This is a genomic window from Streptomyces corchorusii, assembly GCF_001514055.1.
Classification (GTDB): domain Bacteria; phylum Actinomycetota; class Actinomycetes; order Streptomycetales; family Streptomycetaceae; genus Streptomyces; species Streptomyces olivaceoviridis.
In genome coordinates, this window is the sequence record NZ_KQ948357.1 from 358,808 (window position 1) to 377,752 (window position 18,945).

The following is an 18,945-nucleotide window of genomic DNA, read 5'->3' on the forward strand; positions in this document are numbered from 1 at the left end:
GGGACTCAGGCCGGCTTGGGGGCCGGCACTCGCGCCGTGAACTGCTGCGCCTGGAGGGAGTACAGCTCCGCGTAGACACCGCCCCTGGACAGCAGTTCCTCCGGGGTGCCGGACTCCACCAGGCGCCCCTGCTCCAGCACGTGCACCAGGTCGGCATGCCGGACCGAGGCCAGCCGGTGGGTGATCAGGACGACCGTCTGCCCGCCGCCGGCCAGCGCCCGGATCTTCTCGAACACCTCCAGCTCGGCCCGCGCGTCCAGCGCCGCCGTCGGCTCGTCCACGATCAGGATGCTCCCGCGCCGGTAGGCCGCCCGGGCGATGCCGAGCCGCTGCCACTGGCCGCCGGACAGCTCGTGTCCGCCGCTGAAGTTCCGGGCCAGCAGGGTGTCCAGGCCGCGCGGCAGGTCCGCGACCACGTCCTCGGCGCCCGCCTCGGCGATCGACGCGGCCAGCCGCTCCTCGGTCATCGGCGCGGTGGAGCGGCCGACGGCCACGTTCACCCGGGCGGTGAACGGCCAGCGCTTGAAGTCCTGGGCCACCATCGCGATGCGCTCGGCGAGCAGCCGCCGGTCGGCGCGCGCCGCGTCCACGCCGTCCCACAGGATCCGGCCCCGGTCCGGCGTGTACAGCCCCGCGAGCAGCTTGACCAGCGTGGTCTTGCCCGAGCCGTTCTCACCGACGAGCGCGATGATCCGGCCGAGGGGGAGAGTGAGGGTGACGTTGTCGAGGGCGGGGCGGGGGGCGGTGCCACTCGGGGGCCTGCCGGTCGGGTGTTCCTGGGACGCGGAATCTCCGAGCGGGTGTTCCCGGGGCGCGGCTTCTCCGGTCGGGTGGGGGACGCTCGCGGGCGGAGCGGCTGCGTGGTCACCGGTCGGGTGCTGTTCGGGTCCGGCCGGTGGCTCGTCGTGCGGGTAACTGAAGGTGACGTTCTCGAAGCGGATCTCCTGGGGGTCCTCCGGCAGCGGCTCGCCGCCCGCCGGGATGGCCCGCTCGGCCGCCGCGGCGTACAGCCGCTGGAGATCGCCCACGAACAGAGCCTCCTCGTGCAGCTGGTTGATCTCCAGCACCAGCGTGTCCAGGCTCGCCGCACCCGTGCGGATCGCGATCACCGCCGTACCGGCCACCGCCAGGGCCATCGCGCCGGCGAGCAGCAGCGCGCCCAGCGTCGCGTACGTGGCGAGGGTCGCCAGGCCCGTCCAGGCCGCGGCGATCAGTCCGGTCCGCGCGGCCAGCCGGGACAGCCGGGCCTGCTCCGCCTCCGCGGTCTCCGACATGGACCGGAAGTGGCGCAGCAGGAACGGGCCCACACCGTGCACCCGGATCTCCGGGGCGGCGGCCGGCTCGGTGAGCAGGCCGCTGATCAGCTGACCGGCCCGCGCGTGCTGCACCCAGGTGTGGAAGGACTCGTAGCGGCGCCGGGCGTTGGTCAGCGCGCTCCAGGCGCTGGGCAGGGTCATGGTGACCAGCAGGGGCAGCAGCGCCGGATGCAGCACGGTGAGCACGCCCGCCGCGGCGACCAGCGAGATCATCGCGTTGATCACCCGGGTGCTGTAGCCGATCATGTGCCGGGCGGACCGGGCGCCGTACTGGGCCGTGTCCAGCAGTTTGTGGAAGGCGTGGTCCTCGATCGCGGCCAGCTCCACGTTCGCCGCCCGCTCCAGGTACAGCTCGGTCGCCACCCGCTCCACCTTGGGTTCCAGCCGTCCGGTGGCGTAGACGGAGGCGGCCCGCAGCAACGCGGCGACCAGGGTCACGACGGCCATCACCACGAGGGCGGGGGTGGCCGCGCGCAGCCGTTGCTCGATGTCGGGGCCGGTGAGCAGCTTGCCGAGCGCGTTGTTCACGGCCAGCAGGCTCACCGCCTGGGCCACGCCCCGGCCCGCCTCGGCGGCCAGCACCACCCGCGCGGCCCGCGCGTCCGCCTGCCGGGCCAGCCGGAGACTGGACGACAGCATGCCGGGCAGCCGGGTCAGCATCGCCCGGAAGGTCAGCGCGAGGAAGGCGTCCGCGTGCTGGTTCCAACCCATGTCGTACCGCAGCGGTCCGCCGAACAGCAGCCGCTCCGACGCCGACACCACCGGCTCGGCCGCCTCCCGCTTCTTCCTCACCGTGACCTCCCGGACCCCGACGGAACGGCCACTATTCCGGCCGGGACCCCGGCCCGGCAGGGCGCGAGCAGACGTACGAGGGGCGCGGAGGGAGCACGATCCGCGTGGGCGGCGCGGTGGGCGGGCGCTGGTTGGCCCCGTGGGATCCGACGGGGGCTGGGGGACCGGGGGACCGGCCGGTGAGGGTGGTGGTTCGGGCCGGGGCAGCGGTGGGGTGCCGGAAGGTAAGTGCGCCGGGACCGCGGCGACGGTCGGCGGCCGGGGCGGCAACGGCTACGCCGAGACCGCCCGCGACCAGTCCGGAGCCGTCCCCGTCACCCGGCACAGGGCCAGGTACAGCGGGATCGGCGGGGTGTACGGAACCGTGCCGTCCGGGCGATGGATGAGCCGGGCGGGGCCGGTGACCAGGGCACCGACGGCATAGTGGGCCGGGGACGGCCAGGGCAGGGCGTAGTCGGAGTCCGACGGAACGATCCACCACCAGTGGGAGCCGTCGGCGTACACGCATCCCAGCCGTGGCAGCCGGGGTACGACGAGCGGGCCGAGGCGGTCGGGCACGGCGACGGCGTCACAGCCGAGCGGGACCGTCATGCCGTCCGGCAGGGACAGACGGTGGCCCGGATCAGGGGCCGGGCGCCGGCGTTGCAGTCGTACCAGCGTGTCCAGACCGAGGGCGTGCTCCTGGCTGCCACCGGGCCGCCCGCCGGTCACGGCCGCTCCCGGTGAAGGCGGGGCGCCAGTAGGTCGTGCGGGGGTCGGCCCAGTGGGAGGGGCTGGTGCTGCTCCGGAAGCCCAGCGTGCTGGTGTTGCTCCGGATGCGCGGCGTGCAGGTGCTGTTCCGGAAGCCGCGTCCCATGCCCGAGCTGCCCGCGCGGTCCAGACCCAACCGTCCCAGGCCCGAGCTGTCCGGCCTTCCCCGGCCCCTCCAGCTGAGGAGTCCGCCGTTGCTGCTCCGGTAGGGCATCCCGGCGGTGTTCCGAGGCCGCGTCCCCGTGCTGCCCGCAGGCCACCTCCCGGTGTTCCTCCGGCAGGGCGCTCCGGTGTTCCCGCCCCGGTGCCGTACCCCGCCCCTCCTCAGGCGCCACCCGCCCACTCGCCTCGGCCGGCCGGTCGTCGTCGGAGTCGTCCGGGCGGCCCGGCTTGGGGCGGGCGCCCCAGCCAAGGTCGTCTCGCGGCTCGACGGCGTCCGGGGTGACGGCGTCCGGGGCGAGGGTGTCAGAGGCGACGGCGGCGTCCTGGAGGGCCAGCTCGGCCCAGACCAGCAGCCCGGAGCCGTGCTCCTGGGCACCCCAGGCCCGGCACAGCGCGTCGACGAGGAGCAACCCCCTCCCGTGCTCCTCGTCAGGTCGCTGTGGAGACGGGTGGGGTTCGCCAGGAGCACAGCCCTCGTCACGTACGGCTATGCGCACCATGTCGTCGTGCTCGCGCAGTTCGCACACGACCCGGCCGCTCGCGGTGTGCACGATCGCGTTCGTGACGAGCTCGGATATGACCAGGGCGGCGCTGTCGCAGGTGTCCGCGCACACCGCCCAGCCGGACAGCCGAGCGCGCGTCAGGCGTCTGGCCCGGGCGACGGAACCGGGATGTGCGGCCAGCTCGAAGCGGAACCTGCGCTCGGCAGTGCTCCCCTGGGAGGTCACTGCCTCCCCCACGCTCGAACCGGCTCGCGCGGGGAAACCCCCATCGGCGCCGAGACCGGAACGGTCTGCGGCGGCGTCTGTTCCTAAAGGCGCGGACGGAATCACGCCTGCCACTATCGCTCTGCCATGGACACTTGGCAAGAGTCACTCTGAAAATTGCAGAGTGCTGTGTGACTCGGTCAGGGCTCGTGGCAGACTGCTCGCAACAGCACGTCGCGCGGCGCCAATTGGAGTCGTCGGAGGTCCGGCCCGGTCTTCGAATGAATCTTCGAACGGCGCCGCAGGGCTGTAGTGAACTTTCGGTGGAGGTGGGAGCGTGAGCGAACCGCGGTCCGCGCCGACGGTGGGCCAGGTGGTCCTCGGTCGGCGCCTGCTGGACCTGCGGGAACGCGCCGGACTGAAGCGCGAGGAAGCCGCCCGCGTCCTCCGTGTCGCCCCCGCCACCGTCCGCCGCATGGAGATGGCCGAGGTCTCCCTCAAGATCCCGTACCTCCAACTGCTGCTGAAGGCCTACGGCGTCCCCGACGACGAGGCCGAGCTCTTCGTCCAGTTGGCCGAGGAGGCGAACAAGCCCGGTTGGTGGCAGCGGTTCCACGACATCCTGCCGGGCTGGTTCTCGATGTACGTCAGCCTGGAGGGCGCGGCCAGCCTCATCCGCTCCTACGAACCGCACTTCGTCCCCGGCCTGCTGCAAACCGAGGACTACGCGCGCGGGGTGCTGAAATCCGGTGCCGTCGGCCAGACGAGCCCGGAGGACATCGAGCGGCACGTCGCGCTGCGCATGCAACGCCAGCAACTGCTCACCCGTCCCGATGCCCCCCGCTTCTGGGTGGTGATGGACGAGACCGCCCTGCGCCGCCCGGTCGGCGGCCCGGAGGTGATGCGTGCGCAGATCGACAAGTTGCTCGACGCCACGAAGCTGCCCCATGTGACGCTCCAGGTCGCCCCGTTCGCCAACGGGCCGCACCCGGGGACGTACGGGCCCTTCGTGCTGTTCCGATTTGCCATGTCAGAACTGCCGGACATGGTCTACAGCGAGTACCTGACCGGCGCCGTCTACCTCGACGCGCGCACCGAGGTGGCGACCCACCTGGAGGTCATGGACCGCATGGCGGCGCAGGCCGCTACGGCACAACGCACGAAGGAGATCCTCCGGGATCTCCGCAAGGAGCTGTGAATGGATCGCATCAAGCCGCGCGGACACGTCTACAACGGCATGCCCGCGCGGGAGCTGGGCAGCGAGGGGTGGCACAAGCCCTGGAGCGGCGGCAACGGCGGCAACTGCCTGGAGGCCATGAAGCTGGCCGACGGACGGATCGCCCTGCGCCAGTCGACCGACCCGGACGGGCCGGCCCTGATCTACACCACGGCCGAGATGACCGCGTTCATAGAGGGCGCCAAGGCGGGGGAGGCCGATTTCCTGCTGTCCTGACGCCGACGTGTGTTGTTTCTCAGTCAACTTCCTTACTGCTAAGCGCACTTGACGAACACAAACCATCGCGTCCTACGCTTGCGGAGTCCTGCATGACAGGGCAGGACCCGACGGCCATCGAGATCGACACCGGCAAGCCGCATCCGGCGCGGATGTACGACTGGTATCTCGGCGGCAAGGACAACTACCCCGTCGACGAGGCGATGGGCCGGCGGATGCCGGCCCTCGACCGGTGATGGCCTGGGTCAGCCGCGCGTTCATGCACCGCGCCACGCGCCGGCTGGCCCAGCGGGGCGTACGGCAGTTCCTGGACATCGGCACCGGCATACCCACCGAGCCGAACCTGCACCAGGTCGCCTAGCGGATCACGCCCGACGCCCGCGTCGTCTACTGCGACAACGACCCGATCGTGCCGGCCCACGCGGCGGCCCTGCTGCGCGGCGCCCCGCAGGGCGTCACCGAGTACCTACAGGCCGATGTCCGCGACCCGGACGCGATCATCGAGGGCGCCCGGCGCATCCTGGACCTGGACCGGCCGGTCGCTCTCTCCCTGGTCGCCCTGCTCCACTTCATCCCCGACGAGGACGGCGCGCACGCCCTCGTCTCCCGGCTGCTGTCCGCCCCGCCGTCCGGCAGCTACCTGATGGCGACCCACGCCACGGCCGACTTCACGCCCGAGGAGTCGGCGGCGGCCGGGAAACTGAAGGCCGCCGGCGTCACCCTCGCCCTGCGTTCCCCTGAGGAGTTCGCCCGCTTCTTCTCCGGCCTCGACCTGGTCGACCCCGGCGTCGAGATCGTCCACAAGTGGCACCCCGACCTGGGCGAACCGGTCCCGCGCCAGGACGACGGCGTCATCCCGGGGTACGGGGCGGTGGCACGCAAGCCATAGGCCGGCATCCCCGCCCCGGCTTCCCTTGGGCGAGTCCCTGCCCTGTCCTGGCTTCCCGGGCAATTCCTGCCCCGCCGCGGTTTCCCGGGGCGATCCGTGCCTCACCCCGGCGGCAGCACCCCGCACAGTGCCTCCAGTGCGGCCCCGTAGGCGTGTTCGGCCGGGGCCGCGTATCCCACCACCAGACCGTCGCCGGCATCCGTCGAACTCCGCGGATGCCGGAACGCGGCGAGACCGTCGAGGGCGACACCCCGCCACACGGCGGCCCGCACCGTCGACCGCTCCGTGCCGGGCGGCAGCCGCAGCACCGCGTGCAGACCGGCCGCGATCCCCGCCACCTCGATGTGCGGCGCCTGCGCGGCGAGCGCGGCGAGGAGCCGGTCCCGCCTCCGCCGGTACCGCTGCCGCATACGCCGCACATGACGGTCGTACGACCCACAGGCGACGAAGTCCGCGAGGGCGAGCTGGTCCGGCACGCTCGCCCACCCCTCCCGCTCGCCCTTCGCCGCCAGCACCGCTTCCACATACCGTCGCGGCAGGACCATCCAGCCCAGCCGCAGCGCCGGCGACAGGCTCTTGCTGACCGACCCGATGTGGATCACCCGCTCAGGATCGAGCCCCTGGAGCGCGCCGACGGGCCGGCGGTCGTACCGGAACTCGCCGTCGTAGTCGTCCTCCAGCACCACCGCCCCCCGCGCGCGTGCCCAGCCGATCACCGCCGCCCGGCGCTCCGGGTGCAGCGGGCCGCCGGTCGGGAACTGGTGCGCGGGCGTCAGCAGCACCGCCCGCTCGCGCCCGAGCGCGTCCACCCGCGCCCCGTGCTCGTCCAGCGGCAGCGGTACGGTGCGCACGCCGGCCGCCGCGAGCAGTTCCCGGTGGAACCCCAGCCCGTACGCCTCCACGCCCAGCGGACCGCGCAGCACCCCGCCCGCGCCCGGTGCGTCCTGGACGCCCCGGCCGAAGAGAAGCCGCAGCGCGTGCGCGAAACCGGAGCAGATCACGATCCGGTCCGGCTCGGTCCGCACCCCACGCGCGCGAGCCAGATACTCCGCCAGGGTCTCGCGCAGCTCGCGGCGCCCGGCGGGATCGCCCGGCCCGAACGCCTCGTTCGGCGCCGCCTGGAGCGCCCGGCGGTACGAGGCCGCCCACGCCGCGCGCGGAAAGGCCGACGCGTCCGGCGCCCCCTGCCGCAGGTCGTGCACCGGCCCCGCGCGCGAAGGTGCCTCGACGGGCGTTCGTACGGTGTCACGCAGCGGCTCGGCCCGCTCCGCCACCCGCGTCCCGGAACCCTGCCGGGCGGTCAGCCAGCCCTCCGCGACCAGCTCGGCGTACGCGTCGGCCACTGTGTTGCGGGCCACCCCCAGGTCCGCGGCGAGCGACCGGTACGGCGGCAACCGGGTGCCCGGCGCCAGCCGCCCGTCGCGCACGGCCTCGCGCAGTGCCCTGGTCAGCGCCGCCCGCCGACCCCCCGGCCCCGACAGCTCCAGGTGCAGGTCCGCACCGATGCGCTCCGCGGAATTGACCCACGATTCCGTCATGGAAATGCACCCTACAGTCGGTCTTTCCGGCCCCTAGGTTGAAGCCATGACGACGACGAACACGACCGCCGCGACCGCCGCCACCACCTCCACCGTCGACCTCCAGGACGGCATCGCCACGGCCGAGGCCGCCCGGACCCGCCTGGACTTCGCGAAGGCCGCCCCGAAGGTGTTCCGGGCGATCGTCGGCTTCGACACCGCCGCCCGCCAGGGCCTCGACCCGGCGCTGGTCGAACTGATCCAGATCCGCGCCTCCCATCTCAACCACTGCGCCTACTGCCTGCACATGCACACCAACGACGCCCGCAAGGCCGGCGAGAGAGAGGACCGCCTCCACATGGTCGCCGTCTGGCGCGAGGCCCGGCACTTCTTCACCCCGAAGGAACAAGCCGCCCTCGCTCTGACGGAGGCGGTGACCCTGGTCGCCGACGGCGGCGTTCCCGACACCGTCTACGCCGAGGCCGCCGCCCACTTCGACGACCAGGAACTGGCCCACGTCCTCTCCCTGATCCTCACGATCAACACGTGGAACCGCGTGGCCCTGGCCACCGGCAAGGTCGCGGGCACGGACGAACGCGCCGCCGGCTGAGGACGACCGCCACCGCTCCCCGGCCGCCCCCGTTGCCGTCCGCCTCCCTGACGGGGTATCAGACCACCATCGGCCGGTCCGTGGGCCGGATCGGGGACGGCAGCCGGGAACTCCCCGTCAGATAGTGGTCCACGGCCGCCGCGACCGCCCGCCCCTCCGCTATCGCCCACACGATGAGCGACTGCCCGCGCGCCGCGTCTCCCGCTGCGAACACCCCTGGGGCGTTGGTCGCGAAACCGTCGTCCCGGGCGATCGTGCCACGCGGCTGCAACGCCAGCCCCAACTGCTCGATCAGACCGTCCTTCTGGTCCGGCCCGGAGAACCCGAGGGCGAGCAGCACCAGGTCGGCGGGGAGCGTCCGCTCGGTCCCCGGCACCGGAAGCCGCTGCTCGTCCACCTCCACCAGATGCAGTGACCGCACATTCCCCCTCGCGTCTCCGGTGAAGCGGAGCGTGGACGCCGCGAACAACCGCGCGTCCGCGTCCGCCGCCGGTGCCGTACGCAGCTCCCGCGCCTCCTCGTGCGCGGCCGACAGCCGGTAGACCTTCGGGTACGTCGGCCACGGCTCGGCGTCCTCGTCGCGCTCCGCACCCGGCTGTGCGTAGATGTCCAGCTGGGTCACGGACGCGGCCCCCTCGCGCACCGCGGTACCCAGACAGTCCGCCCCGGTGTCCCCACCGCCGACGATCACGACGTGCTTGCCGGCGGCCGACAGCGGCGATACCTCCAGATCCCCCTCACACACCCGATTGGCCAGCGGCAGGTATTCCATCGCCTGGTGTATCCCGTTCAACGCCCGGCCCGGCACCGGAAGTTCCCGCCACGCCGTCGCACCCGTGGCGATCACCACCGCGTCGTACCGGGACCGCAGCTCGGCCGCCGGGACGTCCCGGCCGACCGCCGTCGACGTACGGAACTTCGTCCCCTCGGCCCGCATCTGCTCGATCCGCCGCTCCAGATGCCGCTTCTCCATCTTGAACTCGGGGATGCCGTACCGCATCAGCCCGCCGATCCGGTCGTCCTTCTCGTACACCGCCACCGTGTGTCCCGCCCGGGTCAGCTGCTGCGCCGCGGCCAGCCCGGTGGGCCCGGAGCCGATGACGGCGACCGTCTTCCCGGACAGCCGCTCGGGCGGCCGGGGCGGCGTGAAACCCTCCTCCCACGCCCGGTCGGCGATCGCGCACTCGACGTTCTTGATGGTCACGGCCGGCTGGTTGATCGCCAGCACGCACCCCGCCTCACACGGCGCCGGACACAGCCGCCCGGTGAACTCCGGGAAGTTGTTCGTGGCGTGCAGCCGGTCGCTCGCCGACCGCCAGTCCTCCCGCGCGACCAGGTCGTTCCACTCGGGGATGAGATTGCCCAGTGGGCAGGCCTGGTGGCAGAACGGGATGCCGCAGTCCATGCAGCGGTCGGCCTGCTTGCTGATGATGGGCAGCAGCGCGCCCGGGACGTACACCTCGTCCCAGTCCCGCACCCGCTGCTCGACGGGCCGCCGCGGCCACTCCTGGCGCGGCGTGGTCATGAACCCCTTGGGATCGGCCATGGCGTCTTCCTCGCGTACGGGCACCGGAGGCACCGGGTGTACGAAGGGCCGTGCGTCATCGGGCGGCACTCTTCCGGCCACGATACGTCTCCGCCGACGCCCGCGCAGAGTGGCGGACAGCGCTTTCTCCCGGGGCCGCGCCGCGGGGACGGCTCAGGCGAGGGCCACTATGTAGACCAAGGCCGCCGCGGCGGAGGCGACCGTCCGGACGTGGTTCCAGAACGTCCACTCGCGCACATACGCCGGCCAGTACACCGCGGCCTCCGGCGCCCCCGGCGTGAGCCGGGCCAGCCGGTCGTTGCGGGGCACGTTCGCCACGATCGTCAGCCCGAACGAGCCGACCAGGTACAGCGCGCTGCCCAGCAGCAGCTCCACCTTCCCCTCCTCCGGCCACACCACGAACGTCACCACCGCGATCAGCGCGCTCAACGCCGCCGATCCGGCGAACACGGTCATGAAGGCCGGCCGTACCGCCGCGACGTTGATCGCGTTCATCGCCGCCACGCCCTGCGCGGGCGGCAGCGCCGCGAGCCCCCGCATCACGAAGGTCGAGAACCCGCAGAAGACACCGGCCACCAGACCGGTCCCGAGAATGCCCAGCACGACCAGCACGAAGAACGGCCCGCCGATCATCCCCACACCCCCCATCCTTCCCACCCGGACCACCGCCCGGCACCGACAACACCTTCACGCACCACCGCACCCCCTTACCTGCGACAACGTCCTGGCTGCTCGCCCAGCTCCCACGCCCTCCGTAGCACCCCCGCAGCCGGCAACCATGCCGCTGGGGCGGCGCCGATCGAGCGGTGGCTGCCGACCCCGCGGAGCCGCGGGCGGCCATGGCCCGCAGTCGCGGGCAGCGTGCCGCTGGGGCCGCACGGGAGGCGCTGGAGGTACACCCCCTCTTGGGGCACACCCTCTGGCGAGGGCAAGCGTTGCTGGCCCCAGCCGAGGCCTGCGGTCGCACCCGCTCCTGCGGACGCCCCGAGCCCTCGCTCACGCACGCCCCGGCCGACCATCCCGTCCGCGTTCACCCCCACCCCCTTCCTCAACCCACGTCCTCCTTCCCAACGCCCTGCCACGCCCGCAGCACGCTCTGCACGGTCCCCGCGATCCGGCGCCGCGCCTCATACCGTGGTACCCCGCTCATCAAGAGCTGGTCGTACGCCGTGTTCCCATGCCGTACGCCCGCCACGACCGCCGAGATCACCGCCCCTTCGGTCAACGCCCGCCCGGCCGCGCTGCGACCCACCCGCCCACTGCCCCGCACCGACGCGTGGGCCGCGATGGCGCGGGCCCGCTCGACCGGGCAACCGGGGAACAGCCGGAGGATCTCGGCCGCGAACGCCGCCGCGAACCGTTCGTCCTCCGCCACCCGGCGCCGCGCGTCCCGCGCCCGCCGCCGACGCCGGGCCTCCGCGTCCGCCAGACAGCGGGTCTCGGCCCGGGCCAGCGCGGCCTCCTCCACGAGCACGCCCTGGCGTTCGTAGCGGCTCTTGCGCCGGTTGAACCGCACGACCACCACCGACAGCGTGCTCTCCTCCCGCGACCTGCGGGTCAGGGCCGTGTCGCCGCGCGGCAGGAACACCAGGTGGCCGAGGTCGGCGCAGTCCAGGCAGCGCGGCGCCCCGTCCTCCAGCACCAGCAGCGACAGCGGACCGCGCCGGCAACCGGCACACCGCTTGCGCTTCAGCGGCTGGATGACGACAAGCCGACCGGGGGAGTGGGGAGTCGCGGGAAGCGCCATACGCGGTACTTTCCCCGTCCCCGCCCACGCCTCCCACGCCCGCCTACGCCGTTTCCCGTCCGCCAGTTACCTGCTCCGTCCCTCCTCCTGTGTCACCGCCTGTACTTCCCCGTACGTTCTCCTCTCTCTTCGTCCCTCCGCCCCAACTACCCCTTCTCGTAGTGGAAGTTGGACACCGGCACCCGCGTACGGCGCCGCACCGGGCGTTCGATCTCGTCGACCACCGCCACCGCGAGATCCGCGTACGACAGCCATGGCTCAGGACCGTCGCCGGGCAGCCGCTCCCCGCGATGCGGTACCGCCCCGTCCGGGCACCGCCGTGACCCAGGTGCCCGGCGGGCGTCGGCATCACCCGGTCGACGGGGCCGTCCCCGCGCTCCCGCAGCCGGTGCAGGCCGGCCGTGTGCGCCAGCGCGAACGGCCGGGTTTCCGTCGGGAACGCGCCTGGGGCGTCCATCACCGGCCGCCTGTCCATGCCGAGCAGGTTCGCCCCTGGTTCCACCGCCACGAGCCGACCCACACCGGCCACGGCGAGTCCGTCGAGCAGCGCGTCCGCCGCCTTGACGAAGAACCCGTGGTCGAGCGTGTCGAGCCCTTGCTCCGGCCCGCTGAACGGCGAGACGGCGTGCACGGCTCCGGTGTGACCGGCAGCGGTTCCGGCGACGGATCGGGGATCGGTGACATCGCCCCGTACGACCGTGACATCCTCCGCTCCCAGATGCGGATACCCCGCCGCATCCCGCACCACGGCCGTCGCCGCATACCCACGCGCACGCACCTCGGTCGTCACCGCCCGGCCGGCCTGGCCCGCCCCGGCCCGGCCCGGCCCCCGGCACGGAAGACCACGATCCCGTTCATCCCAACCTCCCGGTCCTGCGCGGTCGCCCGCGATCGGGCCAGGACGTCGCGGACCGGACCCCCGGTTACCGCAACGGCACCCACCTCCCCGCCCTGCTCGCGGCCCGCCGCGCGGCCGGACAGCCCGCCTGACGCCGCCGGCACTCGCGCCGCCCTTGTCCGCCACCCGGCATCATGGGCCTGTGCGACTCGAAGCGATCACCTGGGAGCGGCTGGCCGAGCGGCTCGCCGACCGGCTGGCCGGGGCGGAGCCGGCCGACGGCGCGGCCTGGCAGCGCGTCGGCTTCGACGGGGCCCCGGCCGCCCGTCCGGGAGACCTCGCCGCGCGTGTCGGCGAGGCACTGCGGGTGCGCGGCCGGCCCTCGCTCGTGATCGGCACCGAAGGCTTCCTGCGCCCGGCCTCGCTCCGCCTGGAGCACGGGCGGCGGGACGCGGAGTCGTACTACGACGGATGGTTCGACACGGGCGCCCTGTGGCGGGAGGTCTTCGGGCCGCTCGACCCCGGAGGCAGCGGGCGGATCCTGCCCGACCTGTGGGACCCGGCCACGGACCGGGCCACCCGCAGCCCCTACGTCCAACTCCCGCCCGGCGGCATCCTGTTGCTCCACGGCCCCCTCCTGCTGCGCCACTGGTTCCCCTTCGATCTGACCGTGCACCTCCTCCTCTCCCCGGGCGCCTTCCGACGCCGTACACCCGAGGCCGACCACTGGACCCTCCCCGCCTTCGAGCGCTACGAGGCCGAGACCGACCTGGCCGGGACGGCGGACGTCCTGGTACGAGCCGACGACCCCCGCCACCCCGCCTGGAGCGGCTGATCCGAAGGCGCCGCCCGCAGATCCGTCCGGTGAGGCGCCCTCCTCCCCGTCGGCGCCCCGCGCAACTCCGTCGTCTGATCGAACGCGAGGGCCACAGCGTGTTCTTCTCGTCCGTCGGCCGCCGTCAGAAGGGGCGCGACCTCCGCCGCGACCCGCGTATCAGCCGCTCCGTCTTCGACCCGGCGAACCCCTGTCACTCGGCCGAGATCCGGGGCGTCGCCGAGATCTGCCGGACGAGGACAAGCGGCTCCCGTACCTTCTCGCCCTGACCGGGCCCAGCCGGGGTGCCCACGCGGCCATCGGGAACCGGCACCTCGCAGCCCGGTCCCGCGGCTCGGCCCTGCGGCCCCGGTCCCCGCGGCCCCGCCGCTCAGAGCCAGCCGTTGCGCCGGAAGCCCCGGTACACCGCCAGACACGCCCCCGCCGTCACGGCCATGATCAGTGGGTAGCCGAACCGCCAGTGCAGCTCCGGCATGTGCTCGAAGTTCATGCCGTACACACCGCACACCATCGTCGGCACGGCGACCACCGCGGCCCAGGCCGTGATCTTCCGCATGTCCTCGTTCTGCGCCACCGTCACCTGCGCGAGATGCGCTTGGAGGATGGAGTTGAGCAGCTCGTCGAACGCGGCGATCTGTTCCTTGGCCCGGATCAAGTGGTCGAGCACATCCCGGAAGTAGGTCTGTATCTCCGGCCCGACGACCCGTATCGGCCGGGTCGCCAGTTCCTCCACCGGGCGGCCCAAAGGCACCACCGCCCGCTTCAGCTCCAGCAGTTCACGCTTCATCTGGTAGATGCGGCCCGCGTCCAGACGCGCGCCGTTCTCCGAGAACACGTCCGTCTCGACCTGGTCGATGTCGGCCTGGACCGCGTCCGTGACGCTGAGATAGTCGTCGACCACATGGTCGGCGATCGCGTGCAGCACCGCCGCCGGCCCCTTGGCCAGCTGGTGCGGGTCCGCCTCCAGCTCCTCGCGCAACGGCCCCAATGAGCCGTGCCGGCCGTGCCGCACCGTGATCACGAAGTCCTCGCCGACGAACACCATGATCTCGCCGGTGTCCACCACCTCGCTGGTCGCCGTCAGCTGCTCGTGCTCCACGTAACAGACCGTCTTGAACACCGCGAAGAGCGTGTCCCCGTAATGCTCCAGCTTCGGCCGCTGGTGTGCCTCGACCGCGTCCTCCACCGCCAGCGGATGCAGGTCGAACAGCTCGGCGATGCCGGCGAACTCACGGTCCGTCGGCTCGTGCAACCCCAGCCAGACGAAGCCCTCGCCGGTCTTGCGTACCAGCCGTACGGCATCCACCAGGTCGGCGCACCCCGGCACGCGCACGCCGTCCTGATACGTCACGCACTTCACCACCGACGAGCCCAGCGGCGACCTGGCGGGATGGCTCAGGTCCACGCGCGGCCGGCGCCGGGCCAACCGCGCCACCTTGCGCAGGCCGCCGACCCTGCCCAGCCCCGTGACCTTCCGCAGATTCCCTGCCATGGACATCTGGATCTCCTCGTGTGGATCTCCTCGCCTGACGCTCTCGCGCCTTGCCCGGCAAGTCTGCCAGTCCCCGGCGAAGTGCGGGCAAGCCTGTGGGAACAGGGAGTTCCGCTTTGTTCCCGCCTGTGGACAAAGGGGCGACCGAGCCGGACGGGGCCGGCTGGGCTGGGATGATCGGAGCATGGCGCGCTCCGACGGATACCTCCTGGACAACCGGCAGAACGAGGCGGGCGAACGCTTCGACGCCTTCACCGCCCTCTTCGACCCCACGACCTTCCGGCACCTCGAAGGACTCGGCATCGGCCCCGGCTGGCGGTGCTGGGAAGTGGGGGCCGGCGGCCCCTCCGTCGCGTCCTGGCTCGCCGAGAAGGTGGGGCCGGCCGGTCAGGTCGTCGCCACCGACATCGACACCTCCCGGCTCACCGCCGCGGCCCGCCCGCCGGTGGAGATCCGCGTCCACGACGTGGGCGCCGAGGAGCCGCCGGGGGAGGGCTTCGACCTGGTCCACGCCCGGCTCGTCCTCGTGCACGTACCCGACCGGGAACGGGCGCTGCGGAACATGATCCGATCCCTGCGGCCCGGCGGACGCCTGCTGATCGAGGACGCCGACCCCGCCCTCCAGCCCCTGACCTGCCCCGACGAGTACGGCCCCGAGCAGCGGCTCGCCAACCGGCTGCGCCGAGGCTTCCGCGAGCTGCTCGCAGACCGCGGCGCCGACCTGTCCTACGGCCGCAAACTCCCGCGCCTGCTCCGCGAGGCCGGACTACACGATGTGGAGGCCGACGCGTACTTCCCCGTGGCCTCGCCCGCCTGCACCGCCCTGGAGACCGCGACGGTCCGGCAGATCCGTGCCCGGCTCGTCGCCGCCGGCCTGGCCACCGACGCGGAGATCGACCAGCACCTGGCCAACGTGGAGACCGGCACGATGGACCTGACCACCGCGCCGATGATCTCGGCGTGGGGACGCAAGGGGTAGCCGGCGGCAGCGGGGCACTCGGGGCTGCCGGAGCGTTTCAGCGGCAGGCGGCTCCACGCGCCTGCCGGGCCGTTTCAGCGTCCGGCGGCCTCACGCGCCTGCCGGACCGTTTCATCGGCGGGCGGCTCCACAGGCCCTGCTGAAGTCGCCCGCCGGCAGGGCCCCGACGTCCGGCAGAGGGCGTGACCGGGCGCCGTTCGCAAGTCCCGCCAACACCTGGCGGAGGCGGCCCACTGTTCGCGCGCCCCGACACCTGGCGGCGACTGTTCGCGCGCCCCGACACCTGGCGGAGGCGGCCCACCGTTCGCACGCCCCGACACCTGGCGGAAGCGGCCGGCATGTCCCCGTCCGCCTAACCCCCGTCGCTCGGAAGCGGTGGTCTGCCGCCCACCTGTCCCACCGCCTCCGCACCCGCCCGGCAACCCCGTGCCGCCGCTTCCTCCGGCGCCGCGCCCGCGAGCACGGCGGCCAGGAACGCTCCGGTGAAGGCGTCACCCGCGCCCGTGGTGTCCCGGGGCTCCACCGGCACGGCCGGAACCCGGGCCGGCGCTGTGCCGGAACGGGCCACGAGCGCCCCGTCCGCACCCGCCTTGGCCACCACCAGCGGCACGAGACGGCTCAGCTTCGCCGCCGCGTCCGCCGGATCCGGCAGCCCCGTCAGCAGACATGCCTCGTCCCGGCTGGGCAGCAGCACGTCCAGCCCCTCGGCGAACGCCAGGAAGCGGTCCACCCCCAGCTCGACCAGGAAGCCGGCCGAGGCGGGGTCCAGGCTGACCGGCACACCACGCGCGCGTGCCGCCGCGAGCGCCGTCTCCGCGAGCGCCCTGCTCGACTCCGTGAACAGCAGGTAGCCCGACAGATGCAGCCGGGCCACCCCGTCGAGCAGCGCGTCCGACCAGTCGGCGGGGCCGAGCCGCAGGGATGCCCCGCTGTCCGTCAGGAACGTCCGCTCGGCCGCCGCACCCGTGTCGACGAGGCAGATCACGGTCCCGGTCGCCGCCTCCCGGTCCACCACGAGCCGGGGCCGCACCCCGGCCGCGACCAGCTCGCGCTCGTGCCACGCGGCGGCGTCGGCGCCCACCCGCCCCAGCAGCCCTACGTCCGCGCAGCCCGTGTGGGCGGCCCAGCACGCCACATTGGCGCCCGCGCCACCCGGCAGCCTCCGGATCACGGCGGCCGTGTCGGTGCCGGCCGCGAGCGGGCCCCGATGCCGGGCGATGACGTCCGTGACCACGTCGCCGACGACCAACAGCGCGCCGCTGCGGCCCGCGGTCACCCCCTGGCCCACGCCGTGGCGATCCGCGCCGCGAGCCGGACGTTGCCGCGCACCGCCGCCAGGTTGGCGCTCAGCGAGGCACCGTCCGTGTGCCGGACCAGGTGGTCCAGCAGGAACGGGGTCACCGCCTGCCCGGTGACACCCTGCTCCGCGCAGGCGCGCAGCGCGTCGGCGAGCACACGCGCGTGCAGCTCGGGATCGAGCTGTTCCGCCTCCGGGACGGGTTGGGCGACGATCAGCGCCGACTCCGGCGCGTCCAGTGCGTCCTGGGCGCGCATGACGGCGGCGACCTGCTCCGGGGTGTCCAGCGTCCAGTCGACCGGATGCCCCGAGTCCGACAGATAGAAGCCGGGGAACCGGTCCGTGCCGTACCCGGCGACGGCAACGCCCAGTGTCTCCAGCCGTTGCAGCGTCGCCGGTACGTCCAGGATCGACTTCACGCCCGCGCACACCACCGTGATCCGGGTCCGCGCCAGCAGCCCCAGGTCGGCCGACTCGTCCTGGGTCACGGTCCACTCCCGGTGCACCCCGCCCAGCCCACCGGTGGCGAACACCCGTACCCCGGCGAGGGAGGCCAGCTGCGCCGTCGCCGACACGGTGGTCGCCCCGCTCGCCCCCACCGCCACGGCCAGCGGCAGGTCACGATGGCCCAGCTTGCGGATGCCGTCCTCGTTCGCGACCCGCTCCAGCTGGTCCTTGTCCAGGCCGACCCGGGGCCGCCCGTCGAGCACGGCGATGGTCGCCGGCACGGCGCCCTCCCGCCGCACCGCTTCCTCCAGCTCCAGCGCCACCTGCATGTTGCGCGGACGAGGCAGGCCGTGCGCGATGATCGTGGACTCCAGAGCCACCACCGGCCGCCGCGCGTCGATCGCCTCCCGGACTTCTTCCGACACCACCAGCACCACGTGCCCGCCTCCTGTCCGTCGGTCCTTCCTAGTCTCTGGCGGGCGCCGGCCCCGGATAAACGCTTGTGACCCGTCGTGGAGGCCACCAGCCTGGTGCCCATGAGGAACAACACCACGCGCCTCGACCACGTCGTCCTGTGGGTGGCCGACCCGGTCGCCGCGGCAGCCTTCTACGAGACGGCCGTCGGCCTGACGCCGGTCAGGGTCGCCGAGTTCGCGGAGGGCAAGGCGGCCTTCCCCTCCGTACGCGTCAACGAGGACACCATCCTCGACCTCGCCCCGCACCGCTTCGCCGATCAGATGAGGATGCTGCCCGGTTCCGCCGACAGCGCGGGCCACCCCGTCAACCACGTCTGTCTGTCGCTGCCGGCCGAGGCCTTCGACGCGCTGCGCGCCCGCCTGGAGGAGCACGGTGTCCCCGTGTCGGGCATTGACCACGGCCTGTCCGGGGCCCGCGGCAACGCCACGCGCAGCTTCTACTTCCGCGACCCGGACGGCAACATCTTCGAGGCCCGCCACTACGACGACTAGCCGCGCCCCGGACCGGTCAGAACAGCGGCTCCGGCAGCACGCCCTCCAGGGCGAGCAGCTTCCGCTTGGTCTCCAGCCCACCCCCGAAACCGCCGATGCCGCCACCGCTCTCCACCACCCGGTGACAGGGCACGACCACCGGCAGCGGATTGGCGCCCATCGCCACGCCGACCGCCTGCGCACCGCCGGGCTGGCCGACCCGGCCCGCCAGATCGCCGTACCCCACCACGGAGCCGTACGGCACACCGGAGGCCAGTTCGCGCAGGACCTGCCGGTTGAAACCGGAGATCAGCGACCAGTCCAGCGGCAGGTCGAAGTCGTGCCGCCGCCCCGCGAAGTACGCCCGCAGCTGGCGTATCGCCTCGGCCAGCAGCGGCGAGTCCGGATCCTCGACGGGCTCGGAACCCAGCCGTGCGGCCAGCCGCTCCAGCGCCCGGTCGCGCACCGCGTCCGAGGCGTGGAAGACGACGTTGACCAGGCCGTCGCGGGTCGCCGCCAGCATCAGCGGGCCGATGTCCGTCGCGACGACGGCCCACACGACCCGTTGCTCACCCTGCCCATGGCTGTCCATGCGCCTACCGTACGACCCACCACTGACAA

Annotated in this window: 17 protein-coding genes and 2 pseudogenes; 7 read left to right on the forward strand and 12 right to left on the reverse strand. The window is 73.2% G+C overall.

Annotation, left to right across the window (positions count from 1 at the left end; genetic code table 11):
• Positions 1–5: 5 nt before the first annotated feature.
• The 3 genes and pseudogenes from AQJ11_RS20110 to AQJ11_RS48310 form a co-directional block, all read right to left on the reverse strand.
• A complete protein-coding gene (locus AQJ11_RS20110; protein WP_059263932.1) occupies positions 6–2,108 on the reverse strand; it encodes an ABC transporter ATP-binding protein in 2,103 nt (700 codons plus the stop codon).
• A gap of 273 nt (positions 2,109–2,381) precedes the next feature.
• Positions 2,382–2,819 (reverse strand): hypothetical protein, encoded by a 438-nt coding sequence (locus tag AQJ11_RS20115; protein ID WP_014672052.1) that lies wholly within the window; start codon positions 2,817–2,819, stop codon positions 2,382–2,384.
• A gap of 362 nt (positions 2,820–3,181) precedes the next feature.
• A pseudogene (locus tag AQJ11_RS48310) lies at positions 3,182–3,862 on the reverse strand (ATP-binding protein); the annotation flags it as partial.
• Positions 3,863–4,064: 202 nt separating this feature from the next.
• Here AQJ11_RS48310 and AQJ11_RS20125 point away from each other — a divergent pair.
• The 3 genes and pseudogenes from AQJ11_RS20125 (at position 4,065) to AQJ11_RS20135 (ending at position 6,069) form a co-directional block, all read left to right on the forward strand.
• A complete protein-coding gene (locus AQJ11_RS20125) occupies positions 4,065–4,925 on the forward strand; it encodes a helix-turn-helix domain-containing protein (RefSeq protein ID WP_014672051.1) in 861 nt (286 codons plus the stop codon).
• On the forward strand, positions 4,926–5,180 hold the full coding sequence (locus tag AQJ11_RS20130; RefSeq protein WP_014672050.1) for a DUF397 domain-containing protein: 255 nt from the start codon (positions 4,926–4,928) through the stop codon (positions 5,178–5,180). It abuts the gene before it with no gap.
• A 92-nt stretch (positions 5,181–5,272) separates the two neighbouring features.
• Positions 5,273–6,069, forward strand: a pseudogene (locus AQJ11_RS20135) (SAM-dependent methyltransferase).
• A 101-nt stretch (positions 6,070–6,170) separates the two neighbouring features.
• Here the strand turns inward: AQJ11_RS20135 and pdxR are convergent.
• Positions 6,171–7,607, reverse strand: coding sequence for a MocR-like pyridoxine biosynthesis transcription factor PdxR (gene pdxR / locus AQJ11_RS20140; RefSeq protein ID WP_059263933.1), 1,437 nt, complete (start codon positions 7,605–7,607; stop codon positions 6,171–6,173).
• Positions 7,608–7,653: 46 nt separating this feature from the next.
• Here pdxR and AQJ11_RS20145 point away from each other — a divergent pair, with 46 nt between their 5' ends.
• Positions 7,654–8,196, forward strand: a complete 543-nt coding sequence (locus tag AQJ11_RS20145) for a carboxymuconolactone decarboxylase family protein (protein ID WP_059263934.1) — start codon at positions 7,654–7,656, stop codon at positions 8,194–8,196.
• A 58-nt stretch (positions 8,197–8,254) separates the two neighbouring features.
• On the opposite strand, the gene AQJ11_RS20150 is transcribed toward AQJ11_RS20145, so the two are convergent.
• From AQJ11_RS20150 to AQJ11_RS52700, 4 genes are all read right to left on the reverse strand, one after another.
• Positions 8,255–9,742 (reverse strand): glutamate synthase subunit beta, encoded by a 1,488-nt coding sequence (locus AQJ11_RS20150; RefSeq protein ID WP_059263935.1) that lies wholly within the window; start codon positions 9,740–9,742, stop codon positions 8,255–8,257.
• A 153-nt stretch (positions 9,743–9,895) separates the two neighbouring features.
• Positions 9,896–10,375 carry an anthrone oxygenase family protein gene (locus tag AQJ11_RS20155; RefSeq protein ID WP_059263936.1) on the reverse strand — a complete coding sequence of 160 codons (480 nt, stop codon included), beginning with the start codon at positions 10,373–10,375 and terminating at the stop codon, positions 9,896–9,898.
• A gap of 415 nt (positions 10,376–10,790) precedes the next feature.
• A complete protein-coding gene (locus AQJ11_RS20160) occupies positions 10,791–11,489 on the reverse strand; it encodes a DUF2293 domain-containing protein (protein ID WP_208616570.1) in 699 nt (232 codons plus the stop codon).
• Between the two features lie 43 nt (positions 11,490–11,532).
• Positions 11,533–12,513, reverse strand: coding sequence for an NAD(P)-dependent oxidoreductase (locus AQJ11_RS52700; protein WP_398780444.1), 981 nt, complete (start codon positions 12,511–12,513; stop codon positions 11,533–11,535).
• A 16-nt stretch (positions 12,514–12,529) separates the two neighbouring features.
• On the opposite strand from AQJ11_RS52700, the gene AQJ11_RS20170 reads away from it, so the two are divergent.
• Positions 12,530–13,162, forward strand: coding sequence for a nucleoside/nucleotide kinase family protein (locus AQJ11_RS20170; RefSeq protein WP_059263938.1), 633 nt, complete (start codon positions 12,530–12,532; stop codon positions 13,160–13,162).
• A 370-nt stretch (positions 13,163–13,532) separates the two neighbouring features.
• Here the strand turns inward: AQJ11_RS20170 and AQJ11_RS20175 are convergent, their stop codons facing one another.
• Positions 13,533–14,660: a magnesium and cobalt transport protein CorA gene (locus tag AQJ11_RS20175; RefSeq protein WP_014672040.1), complete on the reverse strand. Its 1,128-nt coding sequence runs from the start codon at positions 14,658–14,660 to the stop codon at positions 13,533–13,535.
• Positions 14,661–14,838: 178 nt separating this feature from the next.
• Here AQJ11_RS20175 and AQJ11_RS20180 point away from each other — a divergent pair, with 178 nt between their 5' ends.
• Positions 14,839–15,633, forward strand: a complete 795-nt coding sequence (locus AQJ11_RS20180) for a methyltransferase domain-containing protein (protein WP_059263939.1) — start codon at positions 14,839–14,841, stop codon at positions 15,631–15,633.
• A 352-nt stretch (positions 15,634–15,985) separates the two neighbouring features.
• On the opposite strand, the gene AQJ11_RS20185 is transcribed toward AQJ11_RS20180, so the two are convergent.
• Entirely contained in the window at positions 15,986–16,921 is a 936-nt protein-coding gene (locus AQJ11_RS20185) for a carbohydrate kinase family protein (RefSeq protein WP_059263940.1), read from the reverse strand.
• Entirely contained in the window at positions 16,906–17,814 is a 909-nt protein-coding gene (locus AQJ11_RS20190; protein WP_059263941.1) for a pseudouridine-5'-phosphate glycosidase, read from the reverse strand. The genes AQJ11_RS20185 and AQJ11_RS20190 overlap by 16 nt, the downstream gene beginning before the upstream one ends.
• 99 nt (positions 17,815–17,913) lie before the next feature.
• Here AQJ11_RS20190 and AQJ11_RS20195 point away from each other — a divergent pair, with 99 nt between their 5' ends.
• The gene (locus tag AQJ11_RS20195; protein WP_059264036.1) at positions 17,914–18,345 is read left to right on the forward strand and encodes a VOC family protein; all 432 of its coding nucleotides are present in this window, start codon (positions 17,914–17,916) and stop codon (positions 18,343–18,345) included.
• 16 nt (positions 18,346–18,361) lie between these two features.
• On the opposite strand, the gene AQJ11_RS20200 is transcribed toward AQJ11_RS20195, so the two are convergent.
• Entirely contained in the window at positions 18,362–18,916 is a 555-nt protein-coding gene (locus AQJ11_RS20200) for a methylated-DNA--[protein]-cysteine S-methyltransferase (protein ID WP_041665108.1), read from the reverse strand.
• Between the last annotated feature and the right edge of the window lie 29 nt (positions 18,917–18,945).